Below are 18,431 nucleotides of genomic sequence, written 5' to 3' on the forward strand. Positions count from 1 at the left end.
GTATCGAACCTTAAAATTAAAGGCTCATTCAGCCCCTAAGACAAGCATAAGGGGTTTTCTGAGCCTAACCTTATAAATTAAACTCTAAATTACTTATCCTCAAAATTATCATAGCAATGTGGAGCCTTCAAAGATTCAATTCTACTAACATAAGATTCCTGATAGATAGTATCATTTCTAGCAATCCATGTTCCAATAAAACAGACTATCGTAGCTGGCTTAATCAATTCCATACCAAAAACTTCAGCAGCCATTAAAGTCATCGAAATTGGAATATGAGCCGCACTACCTAACACTCCTACACTTCCTGCTGAAATTAAGGCAATCGGATAAGGAAAGTTAAAAACCTGGGCCAAAAATGCTCCTGTCAATCCACCAACTACTAAACTTGGCACCACAACCCCTCCACTTGCTCCTGAGCCAAGTGTAAAAGAAGTAGCTACTATCTTACCTATAATCATTAAAAAGAGCATTTGTGTTGTAAATTTACCCTCTATAGTTATAAGCTCAAGTAATGACAATCCTGAACCAAGAATATAAGGAGATATAATTAAGGCTGTTACTCCTACAAGGACTCCTCCTAATGCCGTCTTAAAATAAGGAGGCAAACTCAACCCTTCACTAAAGTGTTCATAGCCATGTAATATCTTAATAAATAAGAGGCTGGTCAACCCAACGATAACACCAACTACTATAAATAGTAAAATATCTCTAGTCGGTACAAAAGTATATTCTAAAGGGACTGGAAAGTTAAAGATTCTAGTCTGTCCTAACATAATAGCATAGACAAAATAAGCAGTAATACTAGAGATAAAGCTGATAAATAAGTTATCGTAATCTAGATCATCTCGATAAATAATCTCAGGGCCAAAGACTCCACCAGCTAAAGGCACAGTAAAGATCGAGCCAAAAGCAGCACTCATTCCACAAATAGTAATCTTTTGAATGTCTGTCAACTTTAAATTCAACTTGTCACCAACAAAGGAAGCAATTCCTCCTCCCATATGAACTGCTGGGTCCTCCATTCCAGCTGAACCTCCAAATACAATTGTAAAGACACTAGAAATCAGCCTAATTGGAACAACAATAATATCAGCCTTTCCCCAGTTCTCATTATAAGCCTTAATGATTGCATCTGCTCCAGGGCCAGCAGCTTCGGAAGCAAAGGTTGAAGTAATTAACCCACTCATAAACAGACCTATAATCGGCAATATATATACTAAGTGAGTTTCAGTCAATGAAGCCAATAGTCTCGTTCCTAAATTCAAACTACTTTTAAAGATAACACTTGCCATCCCCACAATTACCCCGATCATAACAGCCAATACTGACCATTTCAAAATATACTTGATCGATAAAGAGGTATCTTCAAAAAATTTCCTGGTTTTTAAAGTGAACATTTACCTCCCCCTTCTTAAAAAAGACTTTTTTTCTCTGGCTTATGCCAATAGATTACTTCATCTCCTATCTCAAATATATCAATCTCTGATGGTAAATGATAGCTTTGATGGCGCAGGATAAGAATTGGATAAGCATTACCTGCAACCTCTTCTTCAAATTGAGTAACTGGTACTTCTTTTAGATCTGACCACTGATCAACAACTATCTTCTTAAACTCAATCTCAAGATGAAGATCATGGATCAATTCAGCAAAATCAGCTCCATTCAAGCGAGTAACTATTTCAGCAGAAATAGAATCAGATGGATTGATTATATTATCTAACTCCATAACTTTAGCCAATTCTCTATATTTATGGCTTACTACCGTCAAAATAATCTCTGGAATTCCCATTTTCTTAGCTGCTTTTCCTGCCAAAAGATTAGCTTGATCATCTCCAGTAGCACCTATGAATGCTGCTGTATTCTTAGTTCTAGCTTCTTCTAAAATCTGAGGGTCGGTTGCATCTCCAAAGACAATCTCAACATAAGGATAAACCTCAGAAATATACTCACAAGTCTTTTTATTACTCTCAATCACAGTTATTTTATACTGCTGTGAATGCCCCTTAAATAAATCTAACATTTTTTTACCAGTACTTCCTCCACCCGCAATTATAATATGCATTATTAATCCCCCTTTAATTATATATAATTAATACTTTCAGCTAAATTCAAACAATTTATTTACACATTACATTAACAACCTTTTCTAATTTATCTTTCTCTCCCATAACTACCAGTAAGTCATCCTGACTTATCACATAATCTGGCCCTGGTGAGACATTTAAACCATCCTCCGTCTTTGCTGCTATTACATTAACTCCATACCTTCTTCGCAAATCTAAATCCTTTAAACTACGTCCCACCAAATCACCTGTTGCTAATATTTCAGCAACTCGATAATAAGGTGATAATTCTATATAATCTAACAAGTTGGCAGATATTAAGTTGTTAGCAAGACGTTGGCCCATATCCCGTTCAGGATAGACAACCTTATCTGCACCTATCTTAGTTAATAACACCCCGTGTAAATTATCCTGTGCCTTAGCAACAACATATTCTACTCCTAACTCTTTTAAGATCAATGTTGCTAAAATATTGGCATTTAGATTATCACCAATACTGACAATAGCACTATCAATCTCATTCAATCCTAGTGATTTCAAAGCTGTTTCATCTGTTGCATCTGCTTGCACAGCATGGGTTACATAACTGCTTATATCCTGAACCCTTTCTTCATCATAATCTATTGCTAGTACATCATAACCTTTATCTATTAAAGTTTTAGCTACACTAGTACCAAAACGACCTACTCCTATTACTGCAAACTGCTTCATAACCTATTCCCCCTTCTTTACCCAACCAAAATTCTCTCTTTAGCATATTTATAATTAGCTTTAACTTTTCTTTGAGCAATTGCTACTATAATTGTCAACGGGCCAACCCTACCAGCAAACATTGTAATAATAATCAAAACTCTTCCTATTCTCGATAAACCACCTGTTATCCCCGTCGACAGACCAACAGTACCAAAAGCAGAAACTGCTTCAAACAAGAGATCCAAAAATTCTGCTTGTTCAGTGATATTTAAGATCATAGTCACTATTAATACTAACAACATAGCAATCAAAACGATCGAAATAGCATTATAGATATCATCCTTATCTAGCCTTCGTTTAAAAACATCTATATCATCTCTGCCGGTTACCCGAGCATATAAAACCGCCCCTAAAACACCAAAGGTAGTTGTCTTAACTCCACCACCAGTCGATCCAGGTGAGGCTCCAATAAACATCAAGATAATCATAAATAATAGAGTAGAACTGCGTAATCCCCCTGTCGGCACAGTATTAAACCCAGCAGTTCTTGGGGTAACAGCTAGAAAATAAGAAGCTAATGTCTTTTCACCTAAGGTTAACTGACCCAAAGTTGCAGGGTTATTGTACTCCAAAGCAAAGGCTACAATCATACCGGCAATAATTAAGATCAAAGATATACTCAAAACCATCTTAGTATGTAATGAAAACCTCTTGAAATTCCTATTATTATAAATCTGAGCAATAACCGCAAAACCAATTCCACCAATAATAAACAAACTGCTAATCACTAAATTAACCACAATATCTCCAGTGAAATTTTCCAAACTATTACCAAAGATATCAAAACCAGCATTATTAAAAGCTGATACTGAATGAAAGATCCCAAAATAGAGTGCCCGCCCTACAGGCATATCCTGGACAAATCTAAGAAATAATAAGAATGCACCAATCGCTTCAATACTTAAAGCTACTGTCACTACATACTTAACCAATTTAACAAGTCCTGCTAACTTGAACTGATCAAGATCCTCTTGAATAATCAGCCTCTCTTTTAAAGTAATCTTTCTACCGACTAGCATCGCAAATAAAGTAGACATTGTCATCAATCCCAAACCACCAATCTGAATCAAGAACATAATCACCACTTGCCCAAAGGTTGTAAAAAACTCTGCTGTATTTTCTACAGCCAAACCTGTTACTGCTGTAGCAGATGTAGCAGTAAATAAGGCATCTAATGGATTCATACCCGCTTGTTGAGTAGTTGCAATCGGTAAACTCAATAATCCTGTCCCCACCACAATAATTATCAAATAACCTAATGATAATATCTGAGCTGGAGAAAGGCTATGTATATCAAATTTTTGCTTCATCACTTATCCCTCCGTTAACTATCACTTCTGAGGCATTAGATACTTAGTATCTTTAATTATTTTCACAATTCCAAAGAAGATTACTAAAAATTCAAGCCTTCCTAAAAACATTCCAAAAGTCTGAGTCCATAAGATCAAACTAGGTAACTCTGGACTGGTCAATCCAATTGATAAACCTACGGTTCCTAGAGAAGAAGCAAATTCAAACATTGACTCCAACAAAGGATAACCGTGGGCTAAAAATATTAAGACCCCTAAAAAATAAGTAATCATATAGATAAATATGTAATTAGCTGTCGTTCTAATATACTCTGGCTTAATATATAACTTACTCTCTCCTCGCCAAATATAATTCTCCCTGACCACATTTTCAGGCAAAAAGAACCCTTGTAACTCCCAAATTAAAGATTTTAACATTAAATAAATTCTAAATAGCTTAATTCCACCAGCAGTCGATCCAATTCCTCCCCCAATCAACATTAAAATCACCACAGAAAAGACCCCAAATTGATTCCAATTAGCAAAAGTATCAAGAGAGAATCCAGTAGTAGAAATTGCACTTATTATTTCAAAAACCCCTCTTCTTAAGATACTAGGTAGAGTATCATATAACTCAACCAAAGAAAAATAAGCAACTATTGGTACAAATAAAGCAATTAAAGTAGCTAACAATCTAATCTCACCATTTTTAAAGAATATTTTAAACTTACCCTTTAACAAGGCAAAGTGAGTTGCAAAATTAATTGTTCCTAAAATCATTAATACCCAAGTTACCATCTCTATAGCTAAACTATCCCAATAACCTAAACTATCAACCCTAGTAGAAAAACCACCAGTTGATAAGGCTGCTATAGAATGATTGATAGCATCAAATAATCCCATACCAGCCAATACATATAGGATTATCCCACTAATTGTATAACCACAATAGATATACATAATGGCCTTAGTTGATCTCCTTACATGAGGCAATAACTGATCACTTCTTCCCTCAGCATTATATAATCCAAAACCATACGGATGTAAAATTGAAGATAACATCACAACAACTAAACCAACCCCACCAAAAAATTGCATAATACTACGCCACAACAGAAAAACATGTGGACTCTCTGCTACATCAACAACTGATAATCCAGTCGTCGTCCAACCACTTGTCGCTTCAAAGACCGCTTGCGTAAAGTTAAGCTCTCCTGTAATCACAAATGGTAAAGCTGAAGCAATAATTGCCACAAGCCAAGAGATTAAAACAATAATTCCACCTTCTCTTAACGAAAGAGTTGATTCATCTTTAGAATCTATTTTCTTATATAGAAGATAACCGACACTAGTAAATATAATTGAAGGGACCACAAATGCCCTCAAATAAATAATTTCATCTGGATAAAAAGGCAAAGCTAATAAAGGTAATAGTAAAAATCCCCCAATTGCCATGATTAAAATACCAATATACTTTATAATCAACTTATATCTATTCTTAATTATTTTGTTATACCTCATCTATTATTCCTCCAACTAGTCAACTTTATTACTCCCCACCAGTCAAAACATCAAAAGCTTCTGCTTGCCTTTCTGGTAAAGTAATAATTAATACCTTATCATTTTTCAATAACTTTGTACTCCCTTTAGGAATTACGACCTCTTCTCCTCTAATAACACAACCAAAGACAATCTCATCAGGCAGATGAAGTTCCTTTAATCTCTTACCTAATACTGGTGAATCTTCTTTTAAAATAACTTGGGACAAATTGAGCCTTCCTTCTTCAATAGATAATAAATTATTTACATCAGTTGTTTCTACCCGCTGTTCAATTAATAATGAAATTAATTTAGTTGTATTAAAGATTGTATCCACACCTAAACTTTTAAATATCTCTTCATTGTCAGGATTATTAATTACGGAAAAAGTTTTAGGAATTTCAAATTCTCTCTGGGCCAACTGACAAATATATAAGTTATCAGGATCATTATCAGTTAAAGCTAAAATAGCATCTGCCCTACTTGCCCCAGCTTGCTCCAAATAATCCAACTTAGAACCATCACCATGTATTATCACAGCGTTTAATTTCTTAGCTAAATTTATACAATACTCTTGATCCTTATTAATAACTGAAACCTGATAACCTTTAGCCAGAAAGTTCTTAGCCAAAAAATAGACTATCTTTCCTCCACCTACAATTATAATCTCCATTGCTAAACGCTCCTTACAATTTTATCTTTAAATTTATCGACCAATAGACTAGTAGGAGTCATTGTAATTACATCTAATTCTTTATAGATAACCTCTTTTTGTGGATCTAAGACCCTAACCAATACCTTAGGTACTTGATATAATTCACTAGCTATCTGAGCAATCATAGCATTAACATTATCATCATCAGTCGTTACAACAACACTGTCTGCTTTAGCCAACTTAGCATCCTTTAAGACTTCTATTTCTGTAGCATCACCTTCAACAGTAAAGCCGGTAAACTCCGCTGATAATTCTTCGAATGAGGTAGCATCCTTATCAATTACAACTACATTCTCTTCCTCTTTCGATAATAAATTAGCTAAATAAGACCCTGTTTTGCCACAACCAATAATTAGAATATACATTACTTTCCATCTCCCTCTTGATTCTCATCCCCTAAATTGATTCCTTTTCTTTCATAATTGAATTTAGTTGTTCTATTTAAATTATCCTTAGCTGGCTGATAAGTTGGATCTAATGATAAAGCAGCTCGATATTTCTTTTGAGCTTCTAAAATCTTATCCCTTAACTCTAAAATTACTCCTAACAGATTAAATGCTTCAGGTTTAGAAGTATCCAACGCTACTGCCTTTTGTAAATATTTCTCACCCTTTTTAAAATCTCTTTGATTTATACACGACTTAGCATAATTCAGATAATCTTCATAGCTATTTAACTCTTCTTCTTGCAGCTTTGAAGTTCTACGTTCTAATACCTCTTGCACAACCCCTCTAATCTCATCTGAACTAAACGGTTTCCTTAAGTAATCTAGGGCTCCCAACTTCATAGCTTCTACTGCTGTTTTAACAGTACCAAAGCCTGTAATCATAATTACACTAGCTTCACTATCTAACTCTTCAATCTTCTTTAGAACTTCCATTCCATCTATCCCCGGTAATTTCATATCAAGTAATATTATCTCAAAATCACCTTCTTCAATTTTTTCCAGCCCATCTTCTCCATTGACAGCCGTTACTACTTCATAATCTTTTTCTAAACATTTTGTCAAAGTAATCCTAATATTCTTTTCATCATCAATCACTAATACTTTAGCCATCTTAATCCTCTCCTTTAGTTATAAGTATTCTTTAATTTTATTTAATAAATCTTTAGGTTCAATAGGCTTAATTAAATAATCATCTGCTCCTAGTTCAGATGCTTTCTGGATATCTTCTTCTTCAGCTTTAGCACTCAACATTAAAATGGGAGTATCATTCATCATTTCATCATCTCTAAGTGTTTCACAAACTAAAAAACCGTTCATCTTAGGAATCTTGATATCAAGTAAGATCAAATCTGGTTTCCAGTCAAAAGCAGCCTCCACTGCATCAACTCCATTACAGACCACCTTAACCTGATATCCAGCATTCTTTAAACACAACTTTAAAACAGTTATTATATTTTTACTATCTTCAACTAATAATATCTTAACCATCATTAACCCCATCCTTACTTAGGTAACTTAAGAGTAAAGGTGAATTTACTTCCCGCTCCTACTTCACTATCAACCCAGATCCGTCCACCATGAGCTTCAATAATCTCCTTAGCAATCGCTAACCCTAAACCTGTACCTGTATCTTCATCTTGATCATCACTGACCCGTACAAATTTATCAAATACTTTATTTTGATATTCCTTAGGAATTCCCTTTCCAGTATCACTAACCGTAATATGAACCTTATGACCTTTCTTCTCAGCACTTAATCTTATCTCTCCTCCGTGCTCAGTATAACGCAAAGCATTTCCAATTAGATTTGTAATCACCCAACTAATCTTACTTAAGTCTCCATAAACCTCTAAATTTCCTGCCTCTTCTGCTACTAAATCTATTCCACTCTCTTTAGCCTGTTCAGTAAATGGTCGAAGGGAGACCTCAAAAATCTTAGCAACTTTAATTGAATTAAAATCAAGGTTTATCTCTCCAGACTCTATCTTAGAAAGATCTAATAACTCATCAACCAAATGATTCAATCGCTCGCAGTCCTCTTTAACAACTGTCAACAATTCATTCTGTTCTTCATTTAATTGACCAATAGTTTCTTCTAATAACATGCTCACTGCCATACCCATTGATGTTAAAGGAGTCCTAAATTCATGAGAAACCATCGATACAAATTCAGACTTCATTTGATCTACCTCTTTCAGATGAGTAATATCCTCTAGTAAAACTATTATTAAATTAACTTCATTATTTTCATTTTTTACTGGAGTAGTTGTCATTCTGAAATAACATTCTTCCTCATCTTGAACAAACCTTAATGCTTCAACATCCCTTATCTTTTGTTCTTCACCTGTTGTTAAGGTTCTAGTAATTAACTCAAAGATTCTTTCTTCTTTAATTACTTCTAAAAAATGCTTACCTTTTACCTTTTGTTCATCTAAAGCAAACAATTTTTCTGCTTTAGAATTCATCAATAATAATTTATTTTGATTATCAGTAACTAATAGCGGGTTGGAGATACTCTTTACAATTGCCTCCGATTTCTTCTTCTCACCAACTAATTTATTGATATTCATCTCTTCATATTCTTTAAGCTGTTGAGTCATACTGTTAAATTCATGGGCCAACTGACCTATTTCATCTTTAGTACTAACTTCAATCAATTGATCTAAATTACCATCAGCTACCTCTTTTACTTTTTCAGTTAACTTCTTAGTCGGCTTAATAATCAAATTTGAGATATAATTTCCACTAATTAAGGCGACTATAACTGCTATTATTGAAAAAAACATTGTCGAATAAATAGCCTGTTCTGCATCATCATTGGCTTTCTGTTGGGCCAACTTCATTTGATCCTGATTGATAATTAATAGATCTCTTGTTTGCTCTTTTATATCTTCAAATTGAGGCATAATCTCTTCTAAATAATAATCTTGAGCTACTTCAAAATCATCTTGATTAAAGGTTTGTCGTAAGATCAAAAATTTTTCTAAGTAATCTTGGTATTCTTCTTTAATCCTCTCTATAATCTCTTGTTCTCCTTTAATAGTAATGTTGTCTTCAGCTCTTGATAAGTGTCTAATAAATTCCATTTGATTTTCTTGAAATATATCCAACGCTTTATCTTGCTGCCCAAAAACAAAGAGTAACTCTGCACTATCTTGCCTTTCTAATGCTTCCATCATTCCTTCAGAAGCAACAACACTGCGATAATTTTCTACCATAATATCATTTATTGCTTCATTTAATTTTAAAAAATTATTAATCGACCACCCTATAGCTCCAATAGTAATTAAGATTACTAAAATATATCCTAATAAAATTTTAGTCTTTAAACTCAAATCCTTAACCTTCATTTCTACACCCCATAAATTTATTTTAACTAATAAATAGATTTAATATAACAAAAAAAGACTACAGCAGGTAGCCATAGTCTTATTTATAAGTTAAGTCACTTATCCCTAAGTGATAAATAAAAGACCTTCTACCCTTTTGAACGCCTACGAGGTTAGCTGCCGGGCTCAGGTCAAAAGGTCACCTTACCAAATTCACTGTCAATGAATTCAGATTCGCCCCAAAAAATGGGTCCCCCGTTTCCAAATACTAGAATTAGGCGATTACATAGATATGTATTATTCAGTTTTTCATGCTACTGCTATTATAACTATAATTTTTTCTATTTGTCAAGCTAGAAATCAAATTATTTTAATGTCAAAAAATTATAACACCATAGTCCAAAAATTCCCAATTAGCACTCTGTATTCTTTGTTGAAAATTTGCTCATCCTACTTAGCAAGGAGGGGATTAAAATGGACTACCTCGAACAGATAGAAGAGACAGATGCTGAAGGCTTATGCTTCCAAGTTAAACATAAGACTTTACAAGTCCCTCGCAACTTATACCTAGATAAGCTAGATAATTATGACGAACCTTTCAGCGAAGAAGCAGCCCAACACCTAACCCAAAAATACCTTGATTGGAAAGATGATCAAGGATTATTGGGAATGATCAGAATTGAAGATAATCCCGAAGAAAACTTGGTTAGATTAGATGTTGCGATGAGATATGTAGTTGAGTGTGAGGAATAAAGTTGCCTAATGGCAACTTTAGTTTACAGTGTACAGTTTACAGTGTACAGTTAAAGAGCAGATCCTTAAAATCAAAAACATTATAACAAAAAAACTATCCTAAGCCGCTGATAACTCACTTCTTCAAAAATGTAATTTACTACCAGTGGATATTCACTATTCCTTCGGTTTCTTCGAACCCTTCGTGATGAAAAAATCCGCTCTTAGATTTTTTCTATCCACTATTCACTGCTTTTATAGTTACAGTTAACTTATCGATTGCGTCATTATAGCTCCACTGATTAAACGAAGGATGAGGAATTCCCTCAATAATCTGTTGCTCTTGAATTAATTTTGAATCATTCTTAACTAAGTTTAAATAAGCATCTGCTAACTTACCACAAGGTACTAAGTATTGGTTGTCAGACAACTCATTTAAGGCTTCCACTAACCGCTCCTTAAAATTAACTAGCAAGACCTCTTTGACTTGATTCCACTCCTCCTTTTGATGGCGTCTACTCTTATAATTAGTTCGTAATTTTTCTAAGATAGCAATGACTCTTTGCTCTTCAGTACTCAAATCATACTCCTTTAATCCTCCCTCTTGCATCGGAGCAGGTGCTACATTCAAAATACTGAACTTACTTAAATTTTGATACTGCTTTTGGTAATCTTCCTTCTGGCTAACCAGTTTTCCGAATGGCTCTTTAGATTGCTCACCGTAAATATTCTTAGTCATCTCCACTCCCGAACTACCTGCAACTGGATAGCCATGCTTCATCTCTTGAGTATGGGGTGATTCAAGGATAAAAGTAAGCATCGATTCCTGATTGATCAGATCTGGAACATTATAGTTAATAAAATAATCTTCTGTTAATTTTTTCAGTTCTTTCAAATCATTCACTCCTTTACAATTTTAATTCTATAATTTTATCTGTTGCTAATGACTCCTTAACATCAATTACTCTTTGATTAGAAGAGCCACGATAGTTTAAATTTAAATCCTCTTTCTCTTCGTCAAAGAGACCATCGACCAAGATATCAGTCACTTTTAATAAGCTTAACCACTCTTGATCTTGAATCAAATCTTCATATAAAAAACCTGTATAAGTAATAATATCAAGCTCTTGCTCTAGCTCTTTAATCTCCTGTCCTAACTGAGCAAACTCTGCTGCCTGAAAGAAAGGATCTCCTCCCGTAAAGGTAACTCCAGTAATCAATGTTTTTTCCTTAATCTGCTCAATTATCTCCTCTATCTTAAATAACTTACCTCCTGTAAAAGAATGTGTGGCTGGATTATGGCATCCTGAACACTGATGCTCACATCCTTGGGCAAAGATAGTAAATCTCACTCCTGGGCCATCTACTACACTCTCAGGTGTAATTCCTGCTAATCTAAGTTTCATCAATCTCACTCCTCAATTAATAGTGTCAACGAAAAACCAGAGGATAATTCCTCTGGGGCTAATTAAAAATAAGCCAGTATTCGATTATTAATTAAAGATAAAGTTCAATTTCCCTGCCTAATAATGATGTTTTTATTGAACTTTTAGTGAAATAAGTAAATAAAACTAAAGGTGGACATAACCTTAAAACCTCCTTTTAATTACAATAATAAATCATAATAGCTTATCAAATAATAATAATAGGCTACTAAAATTAAAAGGGGGAATTTCATTAATGCCAACTATGATGAAAACTCATATGGATAAGTATCAAAAATGTATCGATATCTGTAACCAATGTATCACAGAGTGTGAATTCTGCTTGGATGCTTGCTTGCATGCACCTGATGTGGATAAGAGAGTAGAATGTATAGAGTTATTAAAGGATTGTATTGAGATCTGTTCTATCTCTGCTAAATATATGGCAGGTAATAGTAGATTTGCTAGTCAAATCTGTGAATTATGTGCTGAGATCTGTGATGCTTGTGCAGCTGAATGTGAAAAGTTCGAGGATACTCATTGTCAAACCTGTGCTCAAATCTGTCGTGACTGTGCTGCTGAATGTCGTAATATGGCAGAAGCTCATCAATTTTAAGTTTACCAAAACGAGCAGGCTGAAATTATCATCCAGTCTGCTCGTTTCAATGATTAAAAGATAAATTCTTCGCTAGATAGTCTAGCTTTAATCTCTTCAATCACCTCTTTTTCTTCCTCTTCATCATCAGCTACAAAAGTCACAGAAAATCTAACAAAAGCCCCAGCATCATCCCAGGGAACTGTCGAAATCAGATGTTCTTTAATTAAGTATTGGGAAAACTCTTCTGCCGTTGTAAACTCAACTCCACCTTTGACCCCTTTGGGAACCTGAACATAGAGATAAAAAGAACCCTTAGGTTTGGTAACATCAAAACCGACCTCTTTTAGAACCTCCACTAACATTTCATGCCTTCTAGAGTATTTGCTAGATGTCTTTTCTGTAATCTCTGGATGGTTAAGAGCATAGACACCAGCCTGCTGAATTGCTTTGAATTGACCTGAGTCATTATTATCCTTGACTGTAGCGAAAGCATTAACTACTAAAGGATTGCCTGCTACAAAGGCCATCCTCCATCCTGTCATATTGAAGGCTTTGGATAGAGATTGAATCTCAATACCGACCTCTTTGGCCCCTGGAATTGATAAGAATGATAGAGGTTGATAGTCATCAAAGGTTAAACCAGCATAAGCTGCATCATGAATTACTATAATATCATTCTCTTTAGCAAAACTGACTATCTCTGTAAAGAACTCTCTATTAGCTACCGCTCCAGTAGGATTATTAGGATAATTTAAATATAGGAGTTTGGCCCGTTCTATCTGCTCCTCAGTCAAAGTAGATAAGTCAGGTAAAAATTCATTCTCCTTCAATAATGGTAAATTGACTACCTCACCACCCATCCATTCTGTATGGGTTCCCATTACTGGATAACCAGGTGTAGTCATAATCGTAATATCACCAGGATTGATAAAGGCTGCTGGAAGCATAGCTAAAGCAGGCTTAGAACCGATAGAGTGATTTATTTCAGTCTCAGGATCTAAACCTTCAACACCATAGAACTCTTTCAGATACTCAGCTGCTGCTTCTTTAAATTCAAAGATTCCATTATCAGCATAACCTCTATTCTCCCATTTCTTAGCTTCTTCACAAAGTGTCTTTACTACTCCCTCATCTGCCATCCAATCCGGCTCACCAACACCCATATCTATCAACTCAACATCAGGATGTTCTTCTTTAGCTGCCTGTTTGGCCCGTTTTATCTTTTCAAATTTATAGATTACATCTTCTTTACCAAACTGCTTACCACCGATTCTATCGGCAAATAATTGTTGAATATAGCTTTCTTGTGACATAATAATCACCTCTTTTTATTTTTTCATATACGTCAAATTTGATACTTGTTCTTCTAATTAAACCTATATTGATATAAAGCTTAAGTTTAAGGCTGAGGTTAAGTTTAAGTCAACCACTAGAAACATAAGGGCTTAGCTCTTACTTAGACTTAGACTCAAACTTAAACTGAATTGTAATAAAGATCTAGTATTTGACTTTATTTTTTTAACTATCAACTGTCAATTTTAAACTATCAACTGCTCTTTCCACTCTCCTACAAAGACCTCTTCAGCCGGGCCAACCATATAAACGCGATTATTATCCTCAGCCCACTCAATCAATAAGTCACCACCGAGTAAATGGACTACTACTTCTCTATCGGTCAACCCATTTAAGATAGCTGCTACTGTTGAAGCACAAGCACCGGTTCCACAAGCTAGAGTAACCCCTGCTCCTCTTTCCCAGACTCTCATCTTTAATTCCCCAGAGTTAACTACTTCTATGAATTCTACATTGGTCTTAGCAGGAAATAAAGGATGCTCCTCAATCAACGGGCCAACTTCACTAACCGGAAATTCATCCACTTGATCTACAAAGATTACACAGTGGGGATTGCCCATCGAAACAGCCGTCATTTCATACTCTTGGCCATCAACCTCTAGAGGTTGCTTAACTACTTGCTCCTGCTCACTTCCAGCCATCGGAATCTCTTGGCTCTTTAGGCGGGGTTGGCCCATATCGACCTTGACAGCCTCTACCTTATTATTCTCAATAATTAATTCTGGAATTATAACTCCCGCCAATGTTTCTACTTTAATCTTTGTCTGCTCAGTCAAGCCCCGCTCATAAAGATACTTAGTAAAACATCTGATCGCATTACCACACATCTCCGGTTCACTGCCATCAGGGTTGAAGATTCTCATCCTAAAATCCGCTTCATCTTTTTTAGCTGGTAAAACCAAGACCAATCCATCAGCTCCCACTCCAAAATGCCTGTCACACATTTTTTGAGCCAACTGCTCTGGATTAGATATCTTTTTTTCTAATTGATTAATCAAAATAAAATCATTACCTAGCCCGTGCATTTTAGTAAATTGCATCCGACTCCTCCTCTTCTTAATTGATAAATAGCTTAAGTTTAAGGCTGAGGAAATGGTTTTATTACGAAGGGTTTTTATAAACCCGAAGGTGAGTTTAAGTCAATCACTAGAAACATAAGGCCTTAGTCTTACTTAGACTTAGACTCAACCTTAAACTTAACTTAATACGCATACAAATTTCCATAAGGCCGTGCAGAACAAGGCGCTAGCTTACAAAACTCAGCATTCAATACCTCTTCTAAATCATAATCAAACTCCTGACAATAACCACTCAAATAACCTTTCAATTCTTTACGATCATCTTCATCAAGACCACTGATTTTAACCTCTTGACCAACCTGATAATCTTCTACCTGCCCTCGAATATAAATTACTCCTCCATGCATCCCAGCACCTACATAATTACCGACAATATCCTGAGCTTCAGCTCTGTCTAATCCTAATAAAATCATTCTTCCTCCAGCCATATACTCACCAAAGAAGTCACCTGCTGTACCCCCAATAATAATCAAAGGTTGTTTGTCTTGATAACCTTTCATATGGATCCCAACCCGATAACCTACATCTCCTTTGACATAAACCTCTCCTCCACGCATACTATAACCTAATGTATCACCTACACTACCATGAATTATGATCTGACCACCATTCATAGTATTAGCAATCCCATCTTGACCATTCCCATTAATAACTAATTCTGCTCCATTACCGAAAGCAGCTAGATCATTGCCTGGTGTACCATTAATAATCAGTTTAGCCTGCTCCGTTAATCCATCACCAATATATCGTTGGCCATTGATATTATTCAAGGTTATCTCCCGTTCACCTCGGGCCAACAGCTCCTTAATCCTTTGATTCAACTCTCTATAATAAACCCCCTGGGCATCAATTACAGCCATAACCATTCACCCTTTCTTTATGATTAAAAATTTAAAAGCGATTAAATTTTATTTTGATCTTTAACTATAAATTGTCAACTATCAATTATCAATTACTTTCCCGCATGTTTAATTCCTAAAATTTCTAATTCTTTATCAGTTAAGTCAATCCCCCGTAACATTAAACGATTACCTCGTAGACTCTCTAACGCATTAATCCCCATTCCACCTAAAATCTCTTTAATCTCATGGGACCAACCTGTAATCAAGTTCTTAACTCGCTGGGCACCGACTTCAGGATTTAATCTCTTCACTAATTCAGGTCGTTGGGTAGCAATTCCCCAATTACACTTACCTGTATAACATTTTTGGCACATATGGCATCCTAGAGAAATTAAAGCTGCAGAAGCAACATAGACTGCATCTGCCCCTAGAGCAATTGCTTTGACAATATCAGCACTATTTCTAATACTCCCACTGACAACCAAAGAAACATTCTTTCTTAATTCTTCTTGACGTAACCGATCATCAACAGCAGCTAAAGCCAATTCAACTGGAATTCCTACATTATCACGAATCATAGTCGGTGCTGCTCCAGTCCCTCCCCGATAACCATCAATTGCAATAATATCAGCACCAGCACTAGCGATTCCTGTTGCAATAGCAGCTACATTATGAACAGCAGCTATCTTAACAGAGACTGGCTTTTTGTAATCGGTAGCTTCCTTTAAAGCATAGATTAACTGTCTTAAATCCTCAATCGAGTAAATATCATGATGAGGTGCTGGAGATAAAGCATCTGATCCTTTAGGAATCATTCTCGTTTTAGAGACCTCTGCTCCTACCTTCTCACCTGGTAGATGACCTCCAATTCCTGGCTTGGCCCCCTGTCCAACCTTGATCTCAACAGCTGCTCCAGCATTTAAATATTCATTATGAACCCCAAATCTACCAGAAGCAACCTGAACAATAGTCCTCTCACCATGCTGGTATAAATCTTCATGGAATCCACCCTCACCGGTATTATACATCAATCCTAAATCACTAGCTGCTTGAGCTAATGACTTACAAGCATTGATACTGATCGAACCAAAAGACATCGCACCAAACATAATCGGAATATCCAACTCTAATTGCGGTGGTAAATCCTTTAGCTCTCCACTCTCATCAAACTCAATCTGATCAGGCTTACGACCTAAAAAGGTCTTCAACTCCATCGGCTCTCTTAATGGATCGATTGATGGATTAGTTACCTGACTAGCATTCAATAGGATATGATCCCAATAGATCTTTTTAGCAGTCGGATTTCCCATCCCCGTCAATAAGATTCCACCACTAGCAGCCTGCTTTTGAATATTCTCAATCATATTTCCAGTCCAGTTCTTATTCTTCTTATATTCAGATGGATTCTCTCTAATTGTTAAAGCATTCGTAGGACATAATTTCACACATCGCTGACAGTTGACACAATCGATATCTTGAGCTACCATCTTCTCTAAATCTTGATCATAAATATGAACCTGATTAGCACACTGCCGTTCACAGACTTGACAATCAATACATTTATCTCGATCCCGCTCAATTATAAATTCTGGAACTTTATAGTCTAAACTCATACTCCTCTCCTCCCTTCTAGTAATCCAATCACTGGCTCTCCACCTCTAGGAGTCCAAACCTTTTCTGGTTCAGGACAGATCTCCCTAATTGCTGACTCTTCACTAGCTACATATGTTCTCTCCTTATCCTCAGCAACGACTAAAGGTCGTAACTTAATTCTGTCATTCAAAGCTAAAAAGCCATCTTTATGGCCCAAGATAATTGAAAATGGCCCATTCAATAAAGCATTACCATAAATGGTTCTGATTGTAGTAACTATCTTCTTCTCCTTTGGCTCCATCCTTTCAATCTGACTCCATAAAGGTGCAGCCACTGCTTTAACAGCTGATTCTAAAGATAATTTATGCTTTCTTAACATCAAATCAAATAGATAAGTGATTGCTTCAGTATCGGTCTGCATCGTACACTTATAACCAAACATCTCTAAATATCTCTTGTTGGCCCCATATGATGAAATCTCTCCATTATGGACAATTGACCAATCTAATAAGGTAAACGGGTGAGCTCCTCCCCACCAACCTGGAGTGTTGGTGGGAAATCTTCCATGTGCAGTCCAGAGGTATGCTTCATACTCCTCTAACTTATAAAACTCCCCTATATCTTCAGGATAACCAACTCCCTTAAAGACTCCCATATTCTTACCACTTGAAACTACAAAGGCTCCCCGATAATTGGCATTGATATTCATCACCGATTGGGCAACATACTCATCATCTGCTAAGCCAGACTCTGCTAATTTCTGCTCATTTGGTGTAGCGAAATAACGCCAAATAATCGGTGGATTACTAACCTTATCTACCTCTCTAGTTGGTATTTTTTCTGCTACAACAATATTAAAGTGGCGATTTAAAAAATAATCCACTTCTTCTTTAGCATCTAAATCATCATAAAACATATGAATTGCATATTGCTCCTTAAATTCAGGATAGATACCATATGCTGCAAATCCACCTCCTAAACCATTAGAACGATCATGCATCAGGGCAATCGAATCTATAATCTCTTCTCCAGAAAATCTGTTACCTTTTCTATTTAAGATACCACTGATAGCACAACCAGACATAATCTTCTCTTCTGCTCTACTACCTTTCATCTGCCTTCCCCCCTTAGAATTATATTTTCATTATATAAAAGTCAGTTTTCATATTGTA

19 protein-coding genes and 1 riboswitch are annotated in these 18,431 nt (G+C 35.7%); of the genes, 2 read left to right on the forward strand and 17 right to left on the reverse strand.

All coding sequences use genetic code 11. From position 1 onward, the window contains the following. Window positions 1-89: 89 nt before the first annotated feature. The 10 genes from MWH28_RS11365 to MWH28_RS11410 are packed head-to-tail and all read right to left on the reverse strand — an operon-like array spanning window position 90 to window position 9,659. Window positions 90-1,400, reverse strand: a complete 1,311-nt coding sequence (locus MWH28_RS11365; RefSeq protein ID WP_248619494.1) for a chloride channel protein — start codon at window positions 1,398-1,400, stop codon at window positions 90-92. Window positions 1,401-1,414: 14 nt separating this feature from the next. After that, complete coding sequence (locus MWH28_RS11370) at window positions 1,415-2,065, reverse strand: potassium channel family protein (RefSeq protein WP_248619495.1); 651 nt, start codon at window positions 2,063-2,065, stop codon at window positions 1,415-1,417. Window positions 2,066-2,120: 55 nt separating this feature from the next. Continuing rightward, entirely contained in the window at window positions 2,121-2,777 is a 657-nt protein-coding gene (locus MWH28_RS11375) for a potassium channel family protein (RefSeq protein ID WP_248619496.1), read from the reverse strand. A gap of 17 nt (window positions 2,778-2,794) precedes the next feature. Beyond that, window positions 2,795-4,129, reverse strand: coding sequence for a TrkH family potassium uptake protein (locus tag MWH28_RS11380; protein ID WP_248619497.1), 1,335 nt, complete (start codon window positions 4,127-4,129; stop codon window positions 2,795-2,797). A 21-nt stretch (window positions 4,130-4,150) separates the two neighbouring features. After that, window positions 4,151-5,629 carry a TrkH family potassium uptake protein gene (locus MWH28_RS11385; protein WP_248619498.1) on the reverse strand — a complete coding sequence of 493 codons (1,479 nt, stop codon included), beginning with the start codon at window positions 5,627-5,629 and terminating at the stop codon, window positions 4,151-4,153. A gap of 28 nt (window positions 5,630-5,657) precedes the next feature. Next, on the reverse strand, window positions 5,658-6,320 hold the full coding sequence (locus MWH28_RS11390; RefSeq protein ID WP_248619499.1) for a potassium channel family protein: 663 nt from the start codon (window positions 6,318-6,320) through the stop codon (window positions 5,658-5,660). A gap of 2 nt (window positions 6,321-6,322) precedes the next feature. Beyond that, entirely contained in the window at window positions 6,323-6,727 is a 405-nt protein-coding gene (locus MWH28_RS11395; protein ID WP_248619500.1) for a potassium channel family protein, read from the reverse strand. Next, window positions 6,727-7,419, reverse strand: coding sequence for a sigma-54-dependent transcriptional regulator (locus MWH28_RS11400; RefSeq protein ID WP_248619501.1), 693 nt, complete (start codon window positions 7,417-7,419; stop codon window positions 6,727-6,729). Before MWH28_RS11400 ends, MWH28_RS11395 begins: the two co-directional genes overlap by 1 nt. Before the next feature lie 18 nt (window positions 7,420-7,437). Next, a complete protein-coding gene (locus tag MWH28_RS11405) occupies window positions 7,438-7,800 on the reverse strand; it encodes a response regulator transcription factor (RefSeq protein WP_248619502.1) in 363 nt (120 codons plus the stop codon). 11 nt (window positions 7,801-7,811) lie between these two features. Then, entirely contained in the window at window positions 7,812-9,659 is a 1,848-nt protein-coding gene (locus MWH28_RS11410; protein ID WP_248619503.1) for a sensor histidine kinase, read from the reverse strand. 126 nt (window positions 9,660-9,785) lie between these two features. Continuing rightward, a riboswitch (cyclic di-AMP (ydaO/yuaA leader) is annotated at window positions 9,786-9,929 on the reverse strand. A 183-nt stretch (window positions 9,930-10,112) separates the two neighbouring features. Between MWH28_RS11410 and MWH28_RS11415 the strand changes: the two genes are divergently transcribed. Further along, on the forward strand, window positions 10,113-10,391 hold the full coding sequence (locus MWH28_RS11415; RefSeq protein WP_248619504.1) for a hypothetical protein: 279 nt from the start codon (window positions 10,113-10,115) through the stop codon (window positions 10,389-10,391). Window positions 10,392-10,605: 214 nt separating this feature from the next. On the opposite strand, the gene MWH28_RS11420 is transcribed toward MWH28_RS11415, so the two are convergent. Beyond that, a complete protein-coding gene (locus tag MWH28_RS11420; RefSeq protein ID WP_248619505.1) occupies window positions 10,606-11,265 on the reverse strand; it encodes a hypothetical protein in 660 nt (219 codons plus the stop codon). A 13-nt stretch (window positions 11,266-11,278) separates the two neighbouring features. Next, window positions 11,279-11,776: an anaerobic ribonucleoside-triphosphate reductase activating protein gene (gene nrdG / locus MWH28_RS11425; protein WP_248619506.1), complete on the reverse strand. Its 498-nt coding sequence runs from the start codon at window positions 11,774-11,776 to the stop codon at window positions 11,279-11,281. Between the two features lie 274 nt (window positions 11,777-12,050). On the opposite strand from nrdG, the gene MWH28_RS11430 reads away from it, so the two are divergent. Beyond that, window positions 12,051-12,410: a four-helix bundle copper-binding protein gene (locus MWH28_RS11430; RefSeq protein WP_248619507.1), complete on the forward strand. Its 360-nt coding sequence runs from the start codon at window positions 12,051-12,053 to the stop codon at window positions 12,408-12,410. Between the two features lie 53 nt (window positions 12,411-12,463). Here the strand turns inward: MWH28_RS11430 and MWH28_RS11435 are convergent, their stop codons facing one another. The 5 genes from MWH28_RS11435 to MWH28_RS11455 all read right to left on the reverse strand — a co-directional run bounded on the left by MWH28_RS11435 (window position 12,464) and on the right by MWH28_RS11455 (window position 18,373). Continuing rightward, window positions 12,464-13,705 (reverse strand): LL-diaminopimelate aminotransferase, encoded by a 1,242-nt coding sequence (locus MWH28_RS11435; RefSeq protein WP_248619508.1) that lies wholly within the window; start codon window positions 13,703-13,705, stop codon window positions 12,464-12,466. A 225-nt stretch (window positions 13,706-13,930) separates the two neighbouring features. Further along, window positions 13,931-14,785, reverse strand: coding sequence for a diaminopimelate epimerase (gene dapF, locus MWH28_RS11440; RefSeq protein ID WP_248619509.1), 855 nt, complete (start codon window positions 14,783-14,785; stop codon window positions 13,931-13,933). Between the two features lie 161 nt (window positions 14,786-14,946). Next, a complete protein-coding gene (locus MWH28_RS11445) occupies window positions 14,947-15,684 on the reverse strand; it encodes a GltB/FmdC/FwdC-like GXGXG domain-containing protein (RefSeq protein ID WP_248619510.1) in 738 nt (245 codons plus the stop codon). 92 nt (window positions 15,685-15,776) lie between these two features. After that, entirely contained in the window at window positions 15,777-17,279 is a 1,503-nt protein-coding gene (locus MWH28_RS11450) for a glutamate synthase-related protein (RefSeq protein WP_248619511.1), read from the reverse strand. Continuing rightward, window positions 17,276-18,373, reverse strand: a complete 1,098-nt coding sequence (locus MWH28_RS11455; RefSeq protein WP_248619512.1) for a class II glutamine amidotransferase — start codon at window positions 18,371-18,373, stop codon at window positions 17,276-17,278. Before MWH28_RS11455 ends, MWH28_RS11450 begins: the two co-directional genes overlap by 4 nt. Window positions 18,374-18,431: the final 58 nt, after the last annotated feature.

The organism is Natroniella sulfidigena (assembly GCF_023223645.1).
Taxonomy (GTDB): domain Bacteria; phylum Bacillota; class Halanaerobiia; order Halobacteroidales; family Halobacteroidaceae; genus Natroniella; species Natroniella sulfidigena.